This window comes from Lysinibacillus sp. NPDC096212 (assembly GCF_044763105.1).
Classification (GTDB): Bacteria; Bacillota; Bacilli; order Bacillales_A; family Planococcaceae; genus Lysinibacillus.
The window spans coordinates 24,754-46,026 of the sequence record NZ_JBIWFQ010000022.1; the positions used below are offsets into that span (position 1 = coordinate 24,754).

Sequence of the window (21,273 nt, forward strand, 5' to 3'; positions counted from 1 at the left end):
TGGATACGGATGTTTTGATAACTTTATCCTCATTCATCTCACCACTTAAAGAGGTTGGAGACTTCTATAGCTGTCGCTTCAATTAACAATTCACTGAAAAAAGTTAAACATTACTGACAATAATTTCGCCAGTTATTGCGTCAATATACCGGATAGGTGACCTAGTATATCGATCACACGCTTGATAGACAAGTTGATAAGATTCTATTTCGTCATCGTAATTTTTGTCCCAAACCAATTGAAAATCGACATTCTCTAGAAATCGACGATACGCTTCTTCCATAGAAATACGTGGTCCTGTTGGAACTTGGCTAAGCTCAATCAAATCAAAGTTTGGTCCAGCATAATTATCAATCTGACCAGTCATACGATTAACAACAACGCCAACCATATCATGAATAAGTATACCTTGGCTATTATAGGCCTGGAATATAAACGATTCTCTTTGTGACGTATTATCTTCTTCCTCATCTTCTCGAATTAATCGTTGGATATAAGGATAGTAATCAGGAATTATTTTCAGTAAAAAATCTAATGCTTTTTGATAACAGGCTGCTTGACTAAGCTGTAGATTCCCTGAGCGTTCATACATCCATATAAAGCTTTGAACTTTACCAGTCTTCTTTGAAATAATAGCTTTTACTGTATCTTCTGACTGCATTTTAAAAAAACTGTTCAACGATAAATCTTTTTCTCTCATCTCCCAATCCCGTATACGCCACACGATTCCTATCTCTGGACCTCTGTCTACTTCTCGAATAAGCTCCAGTTCATCTGTTATGCCGATGATTGATTCATTCGTAAATTCATTGGCAATTAAGTTAGTTGGTAAAGGAGGAAGTGTAGCATAACTTTCAGGCTCATTTTCATCATGAATACTCGTTAATTTTGGTTCTAAAGAATCTGCTTTAAAGTGTAAAAATGAATTTACTTGATACACGAGATGGAGTCCATCTTTCTTCACATTATAAACATCACGAGATAATGTTGTTATTACTAGTTGTAACACCAATTCATTCCGCACATGTTCCATTAGAGCTTTCTTTGAAACTAGCCTTGAAGGAATTTCAGGACTCGTTTTCACTCCGTCATATCTAAATCCAACAATATTTCCCAAAGCATCGACATCTATAAAACAACCAGCATGTTCTAACGGTAAATCCATGACAATTTGTTCAAAATAAAAACGATCCGCACTAGATAGTTGTTTAGCTTTTGAAAACGTTAAATCTTCCAGTGCAGATGGATAATGACTAAGTAAAAATTGTTCAGCACATCTTCTTTTTTCATCAATAGATAAAGAATTTGCCTCAGAAACAGAATCATTTTTTTCAATTGATAAGTATATGAGGTTTCCAGAGCAGTCTAACTCAACAGTCATACTTTCATCTTGTTGTTCAGTTGCCCATGAGAACATCACTCTTTCGTCTTCAGAATACTCTTCTATGATTAGTTTATAGTGACTTGGTAATGGAACAATTGATAGAGCCCGTTCTTTTAGTTTATCTTTTTGCAAAATCAAAACCCCCATGACAATTATTTTTATGTATAGACAAAAACCGATCTCCTAAGAGATCGGTTTTTTAGTTAAATGATTATTGAGCAGCTTTCGCGCGAAGAACCATTTGTAGGATACCACCGTGACGGTAGTAGTCTACTTCTACTTCTGAGTCGAAACGAGCTAAAGCTTGGAAAGTTTTAACTGATCCGTCTTCAGATTTAGCAGTTACTGTTAAGATTTCACGTGGTTTCACGTTGTCAGTAATGTTAACAGAGATTTCTTCTTTACCAGTTAAGCCTAATGTATCAGCTGATTCACCTGGCATGAATTGAAGTGGAAGAACACCCATCATTACTAAGTTAGAACGGTGGATACGCTCGTAAGATTGTGCGATAACTGTTTTGATACCAAGTAAATTAGTACCTTTAGCAGCCCAGTCACGAGAAGAACCCATACCGTAGTCGTTACCAGCAAGTACTACTAAGCCAGTACCTTGCTCTTGGTATTTCATACATGCGTCATAGATGTACTCTACTTCACCTGTTGGCCAGTAAGTAGTGAAACCACCTTCTGTACCTGGAGCAACTTGGTTACGGATACGGATGTTTGCAAATGTACCACGCATCATAACTTCGTGGTTACCACGACGAGAACCGTATGAGTTGAAGTCACGAATTGCAACACCGTTTTCGATTAAATATTTACCTGCAGGTGTATCTTTACCGATTGCACCAGCTGGAGAAATATGGTCAGTTGTAATTGAGTCACCGAACTTCGCCATAATGCGTAAGCCTTCTAAGCCTTTGATAGCTTCTGGCTCTTTTGCAAGACCTTGGAAGAATGGTGGGTTTTGGATGTAAGTTGATTTGTCATCAAATGTGTATAGAGACTCAGTTGATGTTTCAATTGCATTCCATTTTTCGTTCGCTGTGAATACAGTTTCGTATTCTTTTTGGAATAATTCACGGTTAACTACAGTACCTAATACTGCGTTAACTTCTTCAGTTGTAGGCCAGATATCAGCGAAGAATACTTCGTTGCCATCTTTGTCTTTACCGAATGAATCTTTTTGTAGGTCAACATCCACAGTACCAGCAAGTGCATAAGCAACAACAAGTGGTGGTGAAGCTAAGTAGTTAGCTTTTACAAGTGGGTGTACACGACCTTCAAAGTTACGGTTACCAGAAAGAACTGAAGTTACGAATAAGTCGTTCTCTTTGATAGCGTCTTCGATTTCAGGAAGTAATGGACCTGAGTTACCGATACATGTTGTACAACCGTAACCTACAGTGTTGAAACCGATTTGGTCAAGGTAAGTTTGTAAACCTGAATCTTCAAGGTAACCAGTTACTACTTTAGAACCTGGTGCTAAAGAAGTTTTTACCCATTTAGGCACAGTTAGACCTTTTTCTACAGCTTTCTTCGCAACTAAGCCCGCAGCGATTAATACGTATGGGTTAGATGTATTTGTACAAGAAGTGATAGCAGCGATTGCTACAGCACCTGTTGGGATTTCTACATCACCTTCAGCGAATTTAGCTACAGAAGTTTTTGCGAATTCATCTTCAGTTAAACCGAAACCTTGTGTACCTTGTGGTGCCACTACTGCTTCTTTGTAACGAGTACGCATTTGAGATAGTGGAATTAAGTCTTGTGGACGTTTTGGACCAGAAAGGTTTGGTTCGATTTCAGCTAAGTTTACTTCTAATACGTCAGTGTAAACTGGCTCTAAAGTTGGATCGAAGAACATGTGGTTAGCTTTTAAGTAAGATTCTACAACCGCGATGTGCTCTTCGTCACGACCAGTTAAACGCATGTAGTTTAATGATTCTTCGTCAATTGCGAAGAAACCACATGTAGCACCATATTCAGGAGCCATGTTAGAGATTGTCGCACGGTCAGCTAGTGGTAATTTAGTTACGCCAGGTCCGAAGAACTCAACGAATTTACCAACTACGCCACGTTGACGTAATACTTGAGTTACTTTTAATGCTAAGTCAGTAGCAGTAGTTCCGTTTGGAAGATCGCCAACTAATTTAACACCGATAACTTCTGGGATTGGGAAGTATGAAGGTTGACCAAGCATACCTGCTTCAGCTTCGATACCACCAACGCCCCATCCAAGAACGCCGATACCGTTGATCATTGTTGTATGTGAGTCAGTACCTACTACTGAATCTGGGAAAGTTTCGAATGTACCGTCAGCATTTTCGTTTACGTGTACAACTGGAGCTAGATACTCTAAGTTTACTTGGTGAACGATACCAGTTGCTGGTGGTACAGCACGGAAGTTATTGTAAGCAGTTTGAGCCCATTTTAAGAAGTTATAACGCTCAGCGTTACGTTCAAATTCTAGGTCCATGTTTGCTGCTAATGCAGATGCATTACCGTATTTGTCAACTTGTACTGAGTGGTCAATTACAAGGTCAACTGGAATAGCAGGGTTGATTTTGCTTGGGTCGCCGCCCATTTCTTTCATAGCAGAACGTAGAGAAGCAAGGTCAACTACTACTGGTACACCAGTGAAGTCTTGTAATACTACGCGTGAAGGTTTGAATGGTACTTCTGCTTCTGGATCTGCACCGTTACCCCATTTTGATAATTCGTTTACGTGCTCTTCTTTGATAACATATGCATCATATTGACGTAAAACTGATTCTAATAATACTTTGATTGAGTAAGGAAGGTTTGAAACTTTTGCAACGCCAGCTTTTTCAATCGCAGCTAAGTCATAGTAATTATAAGTTTTACCATTAACTTCGAATGATGCGCGGCTGTTGTGTAAATTACCTTGTGCCATTTGCGGATCCCCCTAAATTTCTTTTTGAAAAGGCTATATAAATTTTTAAAGCATCTTTTCTCCAATACCCATAATAGCGTATTTATATTCATAAGTAAATTACATTAATATTATCTTTTTCAATAAGTAATCCTTATGACCCTGGTTTGTAGCCTAATGTTTTTAATTTTTTGATGTGCATAATATGAAGGTTTCGCTAAAAAGAAGTTTTTATACCTTTTATATGAAGTGTATTTAACTGGGGCATTTTTTGGGGCACTCGTAGTTTTTTTAATGGTACCCCACCTATAATATTGAATAATTTATAACAATCGTTCGGACAGGTACTTTATATAGTAGAAATCTTACAAAGAAACATATTTTTTATATAGATAAATCATATTAAAAAAATTTAAAAAAGTCACTCATTTTATAAATAAATAATGAGTGACTTTTCATGAACTATTATTTCAATAGATACATTCTTCAGGTTCTTTATCAAAACAAAATCCTTTAAACGATACTGTTCTTAACAATCCAGAATTAGTTTTCTCTAAATACTGGACTTTACAATACAATCTCGGCTCCAGCCAAATCATATCGCGATCTACTTTTGTTGCAATATGTTTGGCGATTTGACGAAAGGCTCTTTTCTTCTGTTTTAAATCCAAACTCAACATTAGCTAGAGCCTTATATTTTTTGTTTATCATTGTGCCCACTAATAATGAAAAAGGATTTTCGCTGTAACCCAAGATAACTGTATCCATAATTTTGTTATATATACCAAAAATAAGGGCGCATTTAGTGGACTTCTATCAATACCTGTTGAAGTTAATGACGGATCCACCGAATCTGGATATCCACCGAAACCTAGAAATTTTAAATCACTACATGCCTTGGTCAAAAAACATCCAAGCTGCATGTGGAAAATAAAATAGCCGTATATCTGATAAAAAAATCAATGATATACGGCTATTCGTGATGCGTACCGAAAAAGTGCGCCTATTTTTTTATAATTCGGGCTTACACTTTATCAATACCTTTTTATAAAAAAGTGTAATTAAACAACACTATTTCACTGTGGACATGTATTCAAAGAATAGATTAATATCTTGTTTCCACTAATTATTAAAAGGCGATTATAACCTGTATATGCCATAATTGTGCGAATTTTGAAGTTCAAACTTACTTCTGCCTATTTTTTTGGAAACAATGTATAAGACCATGAATTAATAAAGTCAGCAATAAATACAATTCCCCAAATTACACCTATTGCAAACGCAGCATCATTTGGATAAGGTGATCCTTTAGCATTTTCATTTCCTAGCCACGAAAAATCACTTAAGTACATCTTTATTTCTGCCAAACTTTCTGTACCAATTACCCATAGAATAGCTTGAACTGTAATGAACAAAACTAAATGAATATAGGATGATACACGATATTTCTTTGCAATATATTTAGGATTATTATTTTTTTCAATAATCTCATAATCTTTATCAGTCAATAATTCAACGCCACGTAACTTTCCAATTTTTTTACGCATCCAACGATCCAATTTGATAAAATCAAGTATACCAAATGTAAAAGCATAAATGATAAAGATGATAATAACGATTTGAAAAGTTGATATTTCTCCTGTTTGACGATAGACATACAGTCCGAGTAATCCCTCAATTATCAACAAAAACAGAAATAAAAAAATAAACATTAGGCTATATCGAGTTTTTTTAAAAAAATAGCGAAATATACCGAATAAGATCAGGGATCCCAATGACAATACCTCTATAGAGATAAACAATTCCCAATTGTAATCAAGGATAACATCCAAAAAATTTTCACTCCCCTTCAAAAGATTGAATAACGGCAAAGGTTTTTAAAAGAGAAAACCTTTACCTAGAATTATGGTCTATTTCGATTTTCAACTTGATTTATCCAGTTTAAATCTGCTTCTAAATGCAAGAGGGTACCAGTGATTAATAAATACCTATTCTCGTCACCTTGAAGAAGAAATTCCGTTTTAAATTTAGTCAATTCCATGACATCTTTCATTATCATCGCTTTTTGTTGATCAAGCATTTTCTTTTCTTGTTCGAAATCAATCTTACGAGCACAGCTCCATTTAAAATGAAAGTCTTCTTTAGTAGAATGATAGGGTACAGGTTCCAGCAACCAATTTTCCAACTCTTTTTTACCTTCCGTAGTGATTTCATAAAGTTTTCTTTCTTGGTCATCCATTCCTACAGATAAGACAAGTTGATCACGTATTAGACGGTCTAGAGTCGTATAAATTTGACCAGGATTAATTTTTCCTTTAACTCCCAGATGGGATTCTAGCTCTAGTTTTAATTCATACCCGTGATTTTTTTGTAGAAATAGCAGAGTTAATATTCCGTACTTAACCGACATAATTGCTTAACCTTCTTTGAGTGATGATATAATATTTATTTTACTAGCTGTAGTACTGGAAATCCAAGAAGCAAGGAGACTTAGAGAAACACCAGCAATCAGTGCCAGAATAATATTCCCTAAAGGTAATTGAAAAGATATCAACCCTCCCAATAGTTCGGATTGGCTAGTTGTATAAAGTAAAACTACACCCGAAATTATACCACCAATAAACCCCGACAATCCAATAAGTAAACCTTCTCCAATGATCATCTTTTTAACTTGCTGTTTCGTAAAACCAAGCGCTCGCATTGTCCCTATCTCGGTGGTGCGTTCCAACGTATTCATTAATAAAGTGTTTGCTGTACCGATACTAGCTAGTCCAATGATTAAAACTAACATGATTAAAATCAACTCATTCATACCGGTTAATGCTGAAGTAGTTGATTTAATTTTATCTTCTACTGTTTCTACTTTTGAGAGATGAGTGCTGAAATCCAACCATAACTCATTACGTAATTGTTCACCAGTATATCCGTCATTTAAAGTTAATAATATGTCGAAATGATTCGCCCAACCAAATTTATTATTTAAATGATTCTCATCCATAAATGCAACATAGCCTGAGTAATTCGATGTTTTCACTACATCAAGGACTTCAAGTTGTTGTTTACCTGAGGGTGTATTAATGTAAATATATTCTCCTATATTTCCACCCCATTCATCAAAAGCTCTTTCGCCGAGGATAACAGAAGGTTCCTTTGCCAGCTCATAATATAAATTGTCTTTATTAGAACTTTCAAATAAGGTGGGGCCTTCTTCATCTACAGCAAAAATGGAAAACTGTCTCTTCTCCCCATCAGTGGTTACCCATGTAATTGGCGTAGCTTCCGTTAAAGGATCAACATTTACAACAGCATCATACGATAGTAACTTTTCTATATCCTGATTAGACCAAGGTGCTTCTGATGAAACTCTCAGGTCTCCTCCATACGTATTCCTGATTTCATTTTCATAACCTTCAGGTGCGGATTCAATAACAGCACTTAGTAATAATATCACTGCAATCCCCACAGCAAGAATAGCAGCAGTATTAGCATTTCGATTTAATTGTTTTGTAAGGGTTTGCGTTGCCAGACTACCAGAGTAGCCGAAGATTAATTTTAAAATAGGTTTAAATATCCTGCTCACACCAAGTAACAATAATGGAAACAACAAAATGATGCTTACTAAAATCGCTAAATAAGAGATGGGATGATTGATAAATACAACAGCAAGCAAGCCAACACCTAGAACTGCCCTAACTATGTACAGGCTTCTCGATGATTGGGTTTGATTTGCCATTTTTAATGTCAATAACACAGAGGTTTTCCCCGCATTGTAAATAGGAAATAATGAAGATACAACAGGAAATAAAATTCCAACTACTACAGCTATTAATGCAGGTATTTTCCAATTTAATGTGTAAACCATGTCAAATTCAAATACGCTTAGTAAAGTTTGCATGAACATATCCCCAAGCCAAATTCCCATAGGCACCCCAACAGCTGTACCTATTAGCCCCAACAGTAGTACTTCAATAAGAATAAGTCTGGAAACAGAACTTTGTAGATATCCGAAACTTTTCATGATTGCAAATTCCTTTTTTCGCTCCATAACACTTGTATAAATCATATTAAAAACAATGAATCCGCTAATAAACATAGATAACCCAGCAATTAAGTAAAAGAACGTATATAGTCCCCCTATATCGTTACTTTGTCGATCATCCGCGACAACTGGTTGTACATATACATTTGAATTACGAAATTCTTCCTGGAGAGATTGAAAAAGTTTCTCTCCTTCTTCAGTTGTTTGAAATCTTACATAGGAAAGTTTGTCCTCCATACCAGTCCATTCTTGTAGCAATTCAAGTGGAGCCATGATTCGGAAGCTGGTTGATTCAGCACGCTCCCAGTTACTCGGACTTGCAAGCAACTGCGTATATTCAACAATGGCGGAAACCTTAGCTTCTCCCAAATCGGTAAACCTAATTGTATCTCCTACTTTTTTATTTAACAGATTTGCAACAGCTTTTGGTATCACCAAACCTTCATTATCCAAACTCCCTTCGATAACGGGAAGTTTCAGTAAAGAACTGCTTTGATCATTCACGCCTGTAATTCGGACAGATCTTTGATTTAAAGATTGATCACCCTCCAGCTCAAAAAAGGCTTGTTTATCAAGTGCAAGCATGGTTTCCGTCACAATTGGGCTAGTTAAAACTGACGAAACCACATCCTCAGAGTAAGTATGTTCATCGCTTAGAACCCAATAATCCGCATTTGCCACATACATTTCTTCATAATAATCGAAAACATCATTTGTTGTTTTGTCTGCAATAAGCATAGATGTTACAAAAGCTATACCTAAGATTATCCCAAGTAGGGAAATGAAAAACCTTTTTTTATTTTGTGTGATATTACGCCATGAAATTCGCCACATATTTAGCATAATCATCATCCTTTCTAGAAATCACTTGATCAATAACACCATCCTTAAAAAGAATAATTCGATCAGCAAACCCAGCTGCGAAAATATCATGCGTTACCATGATGATTGTTTGATTATTCTCTCGATTGAATCTTGATATTAATCCGAGTATTTCTTCGGCTTTACCTCTATCTAAATTTCCTGTTGGTTCATCGGCTAATAGAACAGAAGGATTATTAACTAACGCCCTGGCTATAGCAACTCGTTGTTGTTGACCGCCACTCAGCAAATTAGCACGTTTCCGACCAAGTCCTTTCAATCCGACAGAATCAAGTAGTTCTATAATAATTTGGTTCTTCTTTTTAGTTAAACTACCATCTGCATGAAGAGGGAAAGCTATATTTTCTTCTACACTTAATGTAGGGAGTAGCTGGTAATTCTGAAAAATAAAACCGATATACTTTCTACGAAATATCGTTCTTTCTTTTTCCGTCATATTACTTAAATTACTTTGATTTATTACTATATCTCCTTCAGTAGGAACATCAAGACCCCCTAAAAGTTGTAGTAATGTGCTCTTTCCAGAACCACTTGGGCCCATTACAGCCACAAATTCGCCTTCTTCAACGTTCAAATCAAAACCCTTCAAGACTTGTGTTCTTTCTTGCCCCTGTATAAATTCCTTTTTCAAATTTCTAACTTTAATCATGTTTTAATTCCTCCTATCCTTTCGAAATTATTATATACTAAGTATATAATGCATAAAAGTAAAATCGTTTAAATTTCATTATAAATTATGTATTTTTTATAAAAGACCCCCTAAGTATAATGTATACTTAGTATACATTATACATAAATACTGTATAATGATAATAAAGTCGTCACTTTATTCGTAAGCCCGTATTCAAATAACGCATATAAACACGCAGCACCTCCCGGTACTATAAAGGTACTCTGGTAATTCTAGAAATGGTTCCTATACGCGTATGCTACATACTGAGTTTGGTGATCTTCAACTTGCTATCCCTCGAGATCGTAATGGAGAATTTAAACAACAAACCGTAGCGCCCTATCGCCGTTCAAACGATACAATACACTAGAAGCGTTCGTGATTCATATGTTTCAAAAAGGCGTGACAAACGCTGAAATTGCTGATCTCATCGAGCGGATGTATGGTCACCATTACACACCACAAACGATTTCGAACCTCACAAAGGTGATGTCTGAACAAGTTGAGGCGTTTCAAGTTCGTCCCCTTTCTGCACGGTATGCGTGTGTTTATTTAGATGCGACCTATATTGCTTTAAAACGAGAAACAGTCGCAAAAGAGGCTGTTTTTATTGCCGTTGGAATCAGTGAAGATGGCTCAAAAGATGTACTAGGATATACCATTGCACCGACTGAATCAGCGAGCGTATGGAAAGAGGTTCTTCAAGACATTCAAGACCGTGGTGCGGAAGAAATCTTATTATTTGTATCAGATGGTTAAAAGGTATCGCAGATGCCATTCTCTCCATTTATCCAGATGCAAAATACCAAACGTGTTGTGTCCACCTACAACGAAATATTTCTCATAAAGTACGAATTTCTGATCGCCAAAAAATCTGTGACGATTTCAAAAAGGTTTACCGTGCAGATAACTTGGAAAATGCACAGAAAGCGCTCCAAGATTTCATTGAAAAGTGGAAAACACTCTATCCCAAAGTCACAAAACCGTTAGCTGCCAATCCTTATATACTCACGTTCTATAGCTTTCCAAAATCCATTTGGCGTAGTATTTACTCCACCAACTTGATTGAATCATTCAATAAACAAATCAAGAAATATAGCAAGCGTAAGGAGGAATTCCCCAACGAAGAATCGTTAGAACGCGTTCTAGTTTCACAGTTTGAAGAATATAATCAACGGTTCGCCACCAGGTACCATATAGGTTTTGACAAAGCTCGAGCAGAACTTGAAAATCTGTTCAAAACGAAAGAATAAAAGAGCGTCTACAAGAAAAGGAAAAACTTATTTACACAAAATTATTGACGGTACCTAATTTTTCAAAAAGGAGAGTTTATGAATAAGATTATTGTTTTTGTATTAACGATATTTATATTATTCTCAGGATTCGCAACACAAAGTTATGCGTTGTCAGATTCGAAATCTGCGGCAATTCAAGCGTTGCTAGATGATGCCCGTCGTATATCAGGTGTGCCGGGAATGTCAATCTCAATACTTGCTGATGATGAAGTGTTCTACTTTTCTTCAGGGTATGCAGACCGTGAAAAGGGGTTGTCTGCAAGTGAAAATACACTCTATGAGTTAGCCTCGGTCAGTAAAGCTTTTACCGGTATGGGTATTATGCTGTTGGAAGAGCAAGGGCTGCTCTCAATGACTGACCCTGTCCAAAAATATTTACCTTGGTTTACGTTAAAGTATCAAGGGAAACCTGTTGATATGCAAAGCCTTACACTAAATAACTTTCTTCACCATACCAGTGGTCTAACAAATATTAGGCATACTCAAAATATTCCTCAAGGCAATACACCGGATATGTTGCAAAAGACTGTGGAAATGCTCGTGGATGCTGAATTGGCGTTCCCTCCCGGTGAACAGTATAACTATGGAACTGTTAATTATGACGTATTGGGTTTGGTTATTGAGATTGTGTCGCGACAAAGCTATGAAGACTTTATGAGGGAACAGGTATTTCAGCCATTAGGTCTTCACCAGACGTATGTTTATAAAGAAGATGCTCAAGCCACTGGACAGTTAGCGCAGGGCTACCGTTCTTCCTTTTTTATGACAACTCCATTTAAAGCTCCGGATTATGCTGGGAATAAACCCGCAGGCTACATCATTTCTAATACAAAAGATATGGCGCGTTGGATGGGCATACAGATGGGTATCGTGCAAGACATACCCGAAATATTTCACACGGTTATCGAAAAATCACATAAGGGTGATATGTCTGTTTCGGCTGTCAACGATATGTATTATGCGGCAGGTTGGTCGGTAAACGCCGACCAAACGATTATAGAACACACTGGGGGCAATCCAAATTTCAGAACCAAAGTAGCCATACTGCTAAATGAACGAACAGCTGTCTGCTTGCTGAGCAACGGTGCAAATACCAATATAAACCTGGTACTAAAAGTTAAAGATATATTAGACGGCAATCTAACTCAGTCATATGAAATAAGCGGCACACAGCTTTTGGATATCACTTTGTCGTCTATCACAATTATTCTTTGCCTATTGGCCGTTTTGTTATTTCTCTTAGGATTACGCAGAAAGAAAACGAATGAGCGGCAGCCAATGACAAAAAAGAGAATAATCGTAACAATTATTTTCCTGATCGCTACGATTGCCCTGGGTATACTGTGCTGTGCTTTAGATTGGTCAACGATACTTATTTGGCGAACATCTAGTGTTCTTACAGCTTTGATTTCGTCAGCATTATTAACAGCCAGCATTACATGGTTTGTATACACTCACCGATAAAATACCTTGCTCCCAAGATAAGCATAATGTTAAGTAATTAAATTTCAATTTATCGGTATGCTTAATTTGAAAAACATAAGACACTTCGGTGTCTTTTTTAATATCATCGACAATTTTCCCAGCCAAACCTAATTACTATTACTTCCACTAACTTGTTCGTTCGGAATAAGGATTTTTAAACAACTATATTATTTTTTAAATGACTTTATTGTAAATTAAACAACTTTATTATTTCTGCACACACTCGTAAAAAGGCACGAACATTGATTTAACAACATTCGTGCCTTTTTGGTGTGTTTCCAAACTTCCATTTGGGAACGATTCTTGAAGTTATAATGTATACTTTATGAATCTCCAATGAACTAAAGTGTTCTTAAATAGAATGGGATTTTTCATAAAACACTACTGTTATTTTGTCGTTTATTTTCTTTGTTTCACCTGTTTTTTTATAACCTAACTTTTCATACAGGTAACAGAGTCCTTCTTCTTGTATTATGGTGTCCAACTCCCATAATTTTGCATCATGGTGTATCTGTTCTATTTTTGCAAAGACTTTTTGGGCTATTCCTTTTCCTTGATGTTCTGGCAATATAAATATAGGACTGACACGATAAGATTTTTTCCCATCTTTACAACTCTAATACCACCAATTGTATCTTCGAAATATTTGATTAAATAATAATCTGTAAAAGGTTGGTTAAACCGAGTAATAATTTTTTCTAAGGATTCGTTGGCAGGGTTTGTATCATAATCTTGATATTTTTCTAGTAAGGGCATAAATGCTTTGACTTGCATTTCATGAATCGTCACAGCATCATCTATATTTGCTTTACATAATGAAACTCCCATAAAATATAAACCTCCTTCTTGATTTCTTTTATTGTAAAATATATACAAAATTATTCAGCCATTTTTAGATTATACTTTTAAAAAAAGTTCCCAAGCGTCGTTTGGTAATCTTTCATAAAAAGTTGTTATTCCACAATCTGGCCCGATTGATGAACAATAAGTTAAACAACACTCTTCAACTAAACTACCCCTTTAGCCATCCATGTAGCGCAAAAACCAGCGCTACACCACAGAAAATGAAAGATGATTAAGTTCTTTCATGGGAGTTGAAGAGCAACAATCTTTCTAAGGAAAACAGCAATCCAAAGGGTATCCACATTATTAAACAATGATAAAAAGTTTTCATACTATTATCCCCTTTGAATTTTTTTAATATTGGTACATTCAAACTTCATAATAAATCAGACGATTAGTGTTACTATCCAAAATACAAACATTGTTTTTTAGGAAAAGTTTAGCATATCAATATCATTTCTGTAAATTATTAACTTTTTTTTGTGTTGTCATGGTTGCGAATGAGTTCATTGAGGGGTCTGCTTATGATTTAACTGCTCGAATATTTTATACAAATACACCCTTTTTTTTATTTTAAGGCAAATAAAAAACCCCCTATAAATTCTTATTTATAAAGGATTATCTATACTAAGTTTGCTGTCTTTTGTTGAATACGCCCTGAGCAGTAAATATAAACTTTAAAATGTTTATATTTTAACCAATCATATGAACGATGATTTATTTTATAAATTGAATCACATCGTTTGCCCGTTTGTTTGTGCACATCATAGAACTAATGTTCGTTTTTATTCAATAAAAAATGTTTGATTTTAATGGAAATAATTGAAGGAAAGTATCGACGTTGTATACTAGTATTAGTATAATTAAAGTATAGAAAGTAGGTGAATATGTGGAATACTTAGGAACAATAATAGCCCTAGCATTCATTGCTTTACAACTTCATTCAAAATGGCTCGACAACCGGAAGAAGAAGTTAGAAAACAAGAAGCTAGAGCTAGAAATAAGAAAAATGAGACGAGGGGGTTTATCCCCTCCCTCATTACTAAGTATACTACATGCATATGAAAATTTTAAGTATCCTACTCATTGTCTCACTGGTTGCTCTGCTTGCGTTATACATCCAGGGATATTTTTTAAAACGTGAACAAAAAAGATTATTGAAGGAACGTGATGAAGTTGGAAAAAAATTCTCAGACCGAAGCAAATAAACGCTGGCAAGAAAAGAATAAAGAGCGTGCAAAGTACATTAGTGCTCGATCTAGGGCACGTAGTTTTATTAAAAATCATGCTTTAGAGGAAGATTTAGATGAGTTTATGGGATTGATATTGGAGCGTAAGCAAATGTTAAATGAAATGAAACTGGACCAAGATGGCATTTAGCTATCTTGGTCCAGTTGTTGTTAAAATATTATTCATCAACTTTATCTGCATTTATTTCTTCTGGATTCTCTGTACTTTGAATTATAGTTAGTTCAACGTGATTGCAAATTCCGAGTTCGGCGCGCCAGCAAATACAACCGTTCCGCTTTTCGGCAGTTTTATTTTGTTATTGCCGCTCACAACGGTAAAGTTGACGCATACTCCCTTCTCATCATACACAGCGAACGAACTCTTTGATGGCAACGCCACGGTCATCGTTTTCCCTGCTACCTCTTGCGGGATCGTAAACCATTTCGCATGCCCATTTGCTTGCAGCGTAAATTTGGATGATTGGCTTACATCCAGCGGTTTTACGTTGGATTCACTTACGTATAAAGATCCGGACATCTCCATATATTCATCGCCGCCTTCTGTAAAGAAACGGGCTTCCGACGTATCACGGCCACCCATCACAGGTATTTGGAGCTGATGCATCGCCGTGTTAGGGCCTGTAATTTTTCTGCTTTCCCAATAGCCCTCCATGCCTTCCTTGCTATTAATTTGTTGGGTAGGCATCATTAAATATTGCATAGAACTAAATTTCTCGTTCACAAGATAGAACTTGACGCCTTCCCGCTTTGCCCATGCGGCAGTGGTTTCCTTCGATAGCACATTGTCTTCTAGTTTCTCGGCTACATATTGAGTAATCACTACTTGCCCTAAGCCTGGCATCGATATAAATGTGCTCTCCTTCAAATATGTTCGTCTATTCTTCTCTGTGACGAAATTGAACTTGGAGGTACCTTCCGCATTAATAAAGCTTCCATTCGCAGTATATACATATTTTTCTTCTGGATTAGATGGTAGGATCAATTCTCCATTCCTCGTAATATCTATTTTGAATTGACTGAAACTATTACCATAAAAACCCGCTTTCTTCGCTACGTCTTGAGGCATCTTGGCCTTGACCGGTTTGTCAAAGGATTTGTTCGGCTTGATATCCTTAATTGTGCCCTTCTCTTTAAGCGCAGTGAGCAGTAATTCAGTCGCCATCAGTTGATTTGTTGTGCTGCTACCGCCGGATGACAACACAGCCACTGCCATCTTCTGTTCAGGAAGTACGACCAGTGAAGCATGTTGCAGTCCAGTATCGCCGCCTTTAGCCAAGCCCTTTATCCCATATTCACTGAATGGATATAGTTTCACACTATCCCAGCCAAGACCATAGTTGACAATATTATCACCATCCCCTGGCCACATTCCTTTTTATATTCCTCATGCTCCATCGCCTTGACTGCCTTATCAGAGAGAATTTCTTTATCCTGTCCCATAAATATTTGTGAGAATCGTACCATATCTTCTGCTGTGGAAGAGATCCCTCCCGTACCAATTACATTCACCGATTCAGTAGGAAGCTGCCCTTGGAACGTTGGAAAATAAAGTCCAGCTCGCTTATCGTCTTCCCATTTGTCCTGTGGCGTTTTCGTATGATTTAGCTTTAAGGGTTTTGTAAACCGTTGATGTATAAATTCGGTAAAACTCATACCGCTGACTCTTTCCACCATAATCTCGGCAAGCGTAAAGCCGTCGTTGCAGTATACCGAGAACGCGCCAGGATTCGCCTTCAATTGCTGGCTGGACAATTGCTGCAACAAGTTATCATGGGCATAGGTATCATTATCATTAAATAAAAATGAATTACTAAGCGTACTACCTTGCAAGCCGGAGGAGTGGTTCAACAGCATACGTGGCGTAATGCTTTTGTAACGCTCGTCTTTCATCTTGAAATCAGGAACATAGTGGACAACAGGAGTATCCAAATCGACTTTTCCTTCGTCGACCAATTTCATCATAGCCGCCGTTGCATACATTTTACTGACTGAACCAATCCCGTATAGGGTATCTTTGGTCAGCGGCTGTTTCCCTTTCATATCGTTCTTGCCTGTCTGACCCGACAAAATTAGTTTACCATTATCAATTAGCGCATACTGCACGCTAGTCGTTTCATAGGATTCCGTGAGTAAAGTAGCCTTCTCTGCCGCAATCTTTTTTAGTTCTTGACTAGCTACTTCTTGGCTAGCTACAACCGTAGCCTGACTGCTAGAAAGCGCCATAGCCCCTGTTGGTAGGCTCATCGTTAACGCTAATGTAGCGGCTAACACCGCAGATAGTTTATTTTTCATAAAAGAATCGCCTCCTTGATTTCTAGATATACACTTCCTAAAACATGCCCCTACAAATAAAATTTTTTTGTCTACTTTAACACCTTGATCCCCCTTCTCCAAGAAGTATTTTCCATAAATAGAATATCAAAGTTTTATTTACTCGTAAATACAGTGATAGACTGATAGCATATCGGGCTTAAGACTTATGGTTGATTATGACTAAGTAAATTAAAAAGACCAGCTCGGCTAAATTAGCTTTGCTGGTCATCTCCTATTATGCAGCTACAACATTTGCAACTTGCGCAAGTTTAGCTGTTTTTATTTTATTAGATCCTGCTTTGGCTGCTTCAGCACCAGTTAATGTACCGGTTTTAACTCGCCATAGCTTACCGTCTGGCTCGAAATACGCAACCCAACCAAAACGATGCCCTCTAGCAACCAGAAAAGTACTTCCTGTTCCTGTTCGCTGTCACCAAATATCTTACCTGTTGGATTTTAAACCATAAACAATTCATCTTTGATTTTGTTAATGCGAACCTATAAAAGGACATAAACCAATTCTTAGCTGTAGTGTGAGACGACACTACGGCTTTTTTATTGTATAGGTAACCTCAATTTGCACAAATTAATGTTGAGTGTATCGCACGCACTTATTAGGTTGTGGCGTTGGTTGACCGCCACATCCTCCCTCATTTGTTACTAGGGGTCACTTTCAACTCAGTGACCCTTTTATAGTTTCTTTCCTCAAAGTGTGTAGTAAATATTTGAATGACAAACTTAAAGATATCAATTTTAGTTAGTGTATAATTTTAATAGTTCATGTATTGCTAAACTATTATTATCGTCCAAATTTATAAAATATGGTAATTGCCACTTTTGTGTTGCTATCGCTTGTTTGCTAGTGGGAGTATCCCATTTAGGATATACTCTGATTGCCATTTTCCCCTTTGTATTAGAGGTTCTAAGGATGTTTTGTTGTAAAAGAATCTCTTTTGGAAAAACGAACTGGCCAAATTCACCATTATCATTAAAAGTATTTATTACCAATAAATCAGTGGCATTATCAAATGAGAATGCCTGGTTTTTATTAGTTTCATTCTTTTCCCAAAAGGAAACAAACTGCCCTATCTTAGTAGGTGTTATTTTTGCGACTCTAAATCTAACCGATTTAGAATTTAACTGAAATATCCCAGCTCCATAATCTGAATTTTGAGTTTCTTCTCGGATGTTTTTTATAGTTAAATTATTAGGTTCATAAAGTAATTCATTTACATATGCTAACGTCTTATTAAATTTGTTCATAGTTTTACTCCTTATCTTATTCTAAGATATACCATTATATCATCTGCGGAATTGTCACCGTAATTGTTCATTAAAAAGCTCTATTATAAATCGACCAACATAGTAAAATGCGATGCTTTTATTCAAGCATCGCACTCATAAATTGTTTAAAAATTTATTTTGCTTCCATTACTGCATAGTAATTGTTTTCATTATCCGCAAAATTAAACACCCTACCTGAAGGCATATTTACAATTTCTCCGACAATAACGTTTTTGTTTAATAAGTCGTTATATAATTTATCGATATCTTCCGAGAAGAACATTAAAGAAGGTGTACCAAGATTCATTTCAGGTTGCATTTTAGCGATTAATTCCTTATTGTGGAGAATAATTCTTGTCGCTGCTTCTTTAGTTGGAGCAATTTCAATCCATTTCATTCCTTGGCCGTTATCTTCCTCTGATATTACACTAAATCCTACTTTTTCTGTCCAAAACTCTTTTGCTTCATTTTGGTTATTAACATACAACATGATTTGACCGACTTTATTAATCATTGCTTTTTACATTCCCATAAAATGTCTGATTTTCTTACCTAAAAAACTTTTCTATTACTACAGCGACTGCACATGCTCATTCAAACGGTCCCACGTTTCTGTGATGCCTTGTAGCATGCCCATATCCATAACGGTCTTAAGCGCTTCTGCAGACACATATTCTGCACGGTTTATCAACTTAGTCTTTCCACCCAAATCGATGAATTCCAATGTAATCTCGGTCGACGGCATGGAGTCATTCGAAATACCTTCAGCATCTGAAAAGTAATCGGTATAGCTGATTTTCTCAAGCTCGATAATCTCCTTATAAACCCCTTTTCCCCACGCTTCCATACCAAAAAAGTCACCTAGATTTTCATCGACGCACTTCATACAGTAGTGCCAAACGCCTCCCGGACGGAAATCAACGGTGCACACTGGAATTTCCCATCCTCTCGGCCCCCACCAACGTTTCAGATGCTCTGGATCTTTGAACATCTCAAATAATAAATCTCGTGGAGCATCGAAAACGCGCTCCAGTATAAGTACACGATCGTTTTCTACTCTTGATACCATTGAATTGTTTGACATTGTAACTCCTCCTTGAAGATGAAATGGTTTTTATGATTTTTCTTTTTTCTGCAATTCCTTCAAATATTCATCTAAATTATCGAATCGTTCTTGCATTACACTCTGGAAGGACTGTAACCAAGAATCCAGCGCTTGGAATGGCTCGGGCCGTAGCTTGTAGATTCGACGGTTAGCTTCAGCCTGCACTTCCACGATCCCGTTGTCGCTAAGTACTTTTAAATGCTTTGAAGTTTGAGGCTGCCTCAATCCCAGTTGGTCGGCAATCTCACCCACAGTTAGAGGACCCTGGCGCAGGAGTTCGACGATATTCAAACGATTTGGTTCAGACAAAGCGCTCAACATCGTTATGTTTACTCCTGGAACTTTCCCTGACATGTCACTCACCTCGTAAAATGATGGTCGCCGGTAAATTATCATCTACCTCAGCACAGGTTTTATGATCCTGTTAGTCACAAATATAACTCAATCGGAATATTCCCGTCAAGGAATATTGAAATGTATCTTTATCATTTGAACCAAAGTATTGTTTCTCACTCTAAGTTGTACTTAAAAGCTTCATACGCTTGTCTATTTCTAACATTACTATATACGAAGTAAAAAAATTGATGACTTATGTTCTACGCTTTTGAAAAACTGCAGTACCATTTTCTTTAAACATTCTAAAAACTGTCTTCCATACACTATAATTAGGCTTTGGTTCTTGCCCTTTTCCCATCAATTTAAACTGCTGTTCATACCATACAAGTTCTAACATAGAAGCTAATTTCTTATCTAAAAAATTAATCCCCGTTCGTATCGGTTTTATAGTCATAGTTTTGTACGTACCTTTTATTATTTGATTAGGGAAGTCTGGATTTAATGCAAATAGCTTTCCAACGCCAACCATATCCACTGCACCACTTTCGACTGCTTCTGTCATTGCTTCTTCAGAACGGAAACCTCCTGTAACAACTAAAGTCGTTTTTACCAATTCACGTGCTTTGAGCGTATTCTAAAAAATATGCTTCGCGTTTCTTTGTACTTTCACGAACACCATCAAACATTTTAGGATTTTCATAATTACCACCTGAAATTTCAATTAAGTCCACCCCAAGCGAATCCATTTTTTGAAGAACTATCATTGATTCTTCCTCTGAAAAACCACCACGTTGGAAGTCTGCTGAATTTAATTTCAAACCAACGGGGAATTCATCGCCTACTTGTTTACGTATTTCTTTGTATATTTCAATTAAAAATTTCATACGACCATTTAAATCGCCACCCCACTCGTCTTGGCGCTGATTATGATGAGGGGATAAAAATTGACTGATTAAATATCCATGCGCCGCGTGGATTTGGACACCTGTAAATCCTGCTTTTTTTTGCAATCCGAGCTGTGTTCCCAAATCGTTCAATTAGTTCCCAAATTTCATTAGTCGTTAGTGCACGTGGTTCATTGAAGAAATCTTTAATATCGCCTGTAAGAGGAATGGCACTCGGTGCAACGGGATATTTAGATATTGTTTTGGGCGATTGTTTTCCAGGATGATTCAATTGCATCCAAAGCTGTGTGTCGTTTTTAGTACCTGCTTTTGCCCATTTTTTTAAGATTTCTAAATCTCGTTCGTCTTCGATAACCACATTACCTGGTTCTCCAAGTGCTCTGCGATCAATCATTACATTTCCTGTCACTAATAATCCTGCGCCTCCTTGTGCCCAGCGAGAATAAAGATTCACCAGATTTTCCGTTGGATTATTATTTACCGTTGCCATCGTCTCACTCATAGCTGCTTTAAAAAAACGATTTTTTACGGTGAAATTTGTAGACTTATTCATAGATGTATTCAAAATTGCAGATTTCATTTTTAT

14 protein-coding genes and 3 pseudogenes are annotated in these 21,273 nt (G+C 36.7%); 3 read left to right on the forward strand and 14 right to left on the reverse strand.

Annotation, left to right across the window (positions count from 1 at the left end; all coding sequences use genetic code 11):
* Nucleotides 1–103 precede the first annotated feature (103 nt).
* The 6 genes from ACIQ7T_RS19250 to ACIQ7T_RS19275 all read right to left on the reverse strand — a co-directional run bounded on the left by ACIQ7T_RS19250 (nucleotide 104) and on the right by ACIQ7T_RS19275 (nucleotide 9,850).
* On the reverse strand, nucleotides 104–1,516 hold the full coding sequence (locus tag ACIQ7T_RS19250) for a YcdB/YcdC domain-containing protein (RefSeq protein WP_370080116.1): 1,413 nt from the start codon (nucleotides 1,514–1,516) through the stop codon (nucleotides 104–106).
* Nucleotides 1,517–1,595: 79 nt separating this feature from the next.
* On the reverse strand, nucleotides 1,596–4,301 hold the full coding sequence (gene acnA, locus ACIQ7T_RS19255) for an aconitate hydratase AcnA (RefSeq protein ID WP_370080118.1): 2,706 nt from the start codon (nucleotides 4,299–4,301) through the stop codon (nucleotides 1,596–1,598).
* Nucleotides 4,302–5,476: 1,175 nt separating this feature from the next.
* Nucleotides 5,477–6,112 carry a hypothetical protein gene (locus tag ACIQ7T_RS19260; RefSeq protein WP_370080120.1) on the reverse strand — a complete coding sequence of 212 codons (636 nt, stop codon included), beginning with the start codon at nucleotides 6,110–6,112 and terminating at the stop codon, nucleotides 5,477–5,479.
* A 71-nt stretch (nucleotides 6,113–6,183) separates the two neighbouring features.
* Complete coding sequence (locus ACIQ7T_RS19265; protein WP_323657096.1) at nucleotides 6,184–6,690, reverse strand: PadR family transcriptional regulator; 507 nt, start codon at nucleotides 6,688–6,690, stop codon at nucleotides 6,184–6,186.
* 6 nt (nucleotides 6,691–6,696) lie between these two features.
* Nucleotides 6,697–9,162, reverse strand: a complete 2,466-nt coding sequence (locus ACIQ7T_RS19270) for an FtsX-like permease family protein (RefSeq protein ID WP_402872647.1) — start codon at nucleotides 9,160–9,162, stop codon at nucleotides 6,697–6,699.
* Nucleotides 9,131–9,850, reverse strand: a complete 720-nt coding sequence (locus ACIQ7T_RS19275; protein ID WP_370080126.1) for an ABC transporter ATP-binding protein — start codon at nucleotides 9,848–9,850, stop codon at nucleotides 9,131–9,133. The genes ACIQ7T_RS19270 and ACIQ7T_RS19275 overlap by 32 nt, the downstream gene beginning before the upstream one ends.
* Nucleotides 9,851–10,094: 244 nt before the next feature.
* Between ACIQ7T_RS19275 and ACIQ7T_RS19280 the strand changes: the two are divergent.
* Nucleotides 10,095–11,124: pseudogene (locus ACIQ7T_RS19280) on the forward strand (IS256 family transposase); the annotation flags it as partial.
* A gap of 78 nt (nucleotides 11,125–11,202) precedes the next feature.
* Nucleotides 11,203–12,630, forward strand: coding sequence for a serine hydrolase domain-containing protein (locus tag ACIQ7T_RS19285; protein ID WP_402872650.1), 1,428 nt, complete (start codon nucleotides 11,203–11,205; stop codon nucleotides 12,628–12,630).
* A 373-nt stretch (nucleotides 12,631–13,003) separates the two neighbouring features.
* Here ACIQ7T_RS19285 and ACIQ7T_RS19290 read toward each other — a convergent pair whose 3' ends face one another.
* Nucleotides 13,004–13,219 (reverse strand): GNAT family N-acetyltransferase, encoded by a 216-nt coding sequence (locus ACIQ7T_RS19290; protein WP_402872653.1) that lies wholly within the window; start codon nucleotides 13,217–13,219, stop codon nucleotides 13,004–13,006.
* The gene (locus ACIQ7T_RS19295) at nucleotides 13,192–13,479 is read right to left on the reverse strand and encodes a hypothetical protein (protein ID WP_402872656.1); all 288 of its coding nucleotides are present in this window, start codon (nucleotides 13,477–13,479) and stop codon (nucleotides 13,192–13,194) included. Before ACIQ7T_RS19295 ends, ACIQ7T_RS19290 begins: the two co-directional genes overlap by 28 nt.
* 1,185 nt (nucleotides 13,480–14,664) lie before the next feature.
* Here ACIQ7T_RS19295 and ACIQ7T_RS19300 point away from each other — a divergent pair.
* Nucleotides 14,665–14,874, forward strand: a complete 210-nt coding sequence (locus ACIQ7T_RS19300) for a hypothetical protein (RefSeq protein WP_402872659.1) — start codon at nucleotides 14,665–14,667, stop codon at nucleotides 14,872–14,874.
* Between the two features lie 87 nt (nucleotides 14,875–14,961).
* On the opposite strand, the pseudogene ACIQ7T_RS19305 reads toward ACIQ7T_RS19300, so the two are convergent.
* The 6 genes and pseudogenes from ACIQ7T_RS19305 to ACIQ7T_RS19330 all read right to left on the reverse strand — a co-directional run bounded on the left by ACIQ7T_RS19305 (nucleotide 14,962) and on the right by ACIQ7T_RS19330 (nucleotide 21,267).
* Nucleotides 14,962–17,036, reverse strand: a pseudogene (locus tag ACIQ7T_RS19305) (serine hydrolase domain-containing protein).
* Nucleotides 17,037–17,810: 774 nt separating this feature from the next.
* Nucleotides 17,811–18,320, reverse strand: coding sequence for a MepB family protein (locus tag ACIQ7T_RS19310; RefSeq protein WP_402872661.1), 510 nt, complete (start codon nucleotides 18,318–18,320; stop codon nucleotides 17,811–17,813).
* Nucleotides 18,321–18,474: 154 nt separating this feature from the next.
* Nucleotides 18,475–18,855 carry a VOC family protein gene (locus tag ACIQ7T_RS19315; RefSeq protein WP_402872664.1) on the reverse strand — a complete coding sequence of 127 codons (381 nt, stop codon included), beginning with the start codon at nucleotides 18,853–18,855 and terminating at the stop codon, nucleotides 18,475–18,477.
* 57 nt (nucleotides 18,856–18,912) lie between these two features.
* Nucleotides 18,913–19,425: an SRPBCC family protein gene (locus ACIQ7T_RS19320; protein WP_402872667.1), complete on the reverse strand. Its 513-nt coding sequence runs from the start codon at nucleotides 19,423–19,425 to the stop codon at nucleotides 18,913–18,915.
* A gap of 30 nt (nucleotides 19,426–19,455) precedes the next feature.
* Nucleotides 19,456–19,800, reverse strand: coding sequence for an ArsR/SmtB family transcription factor (locus tag ACIQ7T_RS19325; RefSeq protein WP_402872670.1), 345 nt, complete (start codon nucleotides 19,798–19,800; stop codon nucleotides 19,456–19,458).
* 235 nt (nucleotides 19,801–20,035) lie between these two features.
* Nucleotides 20,036–21,267: pseudogene (locus ACIQ7T_RS19330) on the reverse strand (NADH:flavin oxidoreductase/NADH oxidase family protein).
* Nucleotides 21,268–21,273 lie beyond the last annotated feature (6 nt).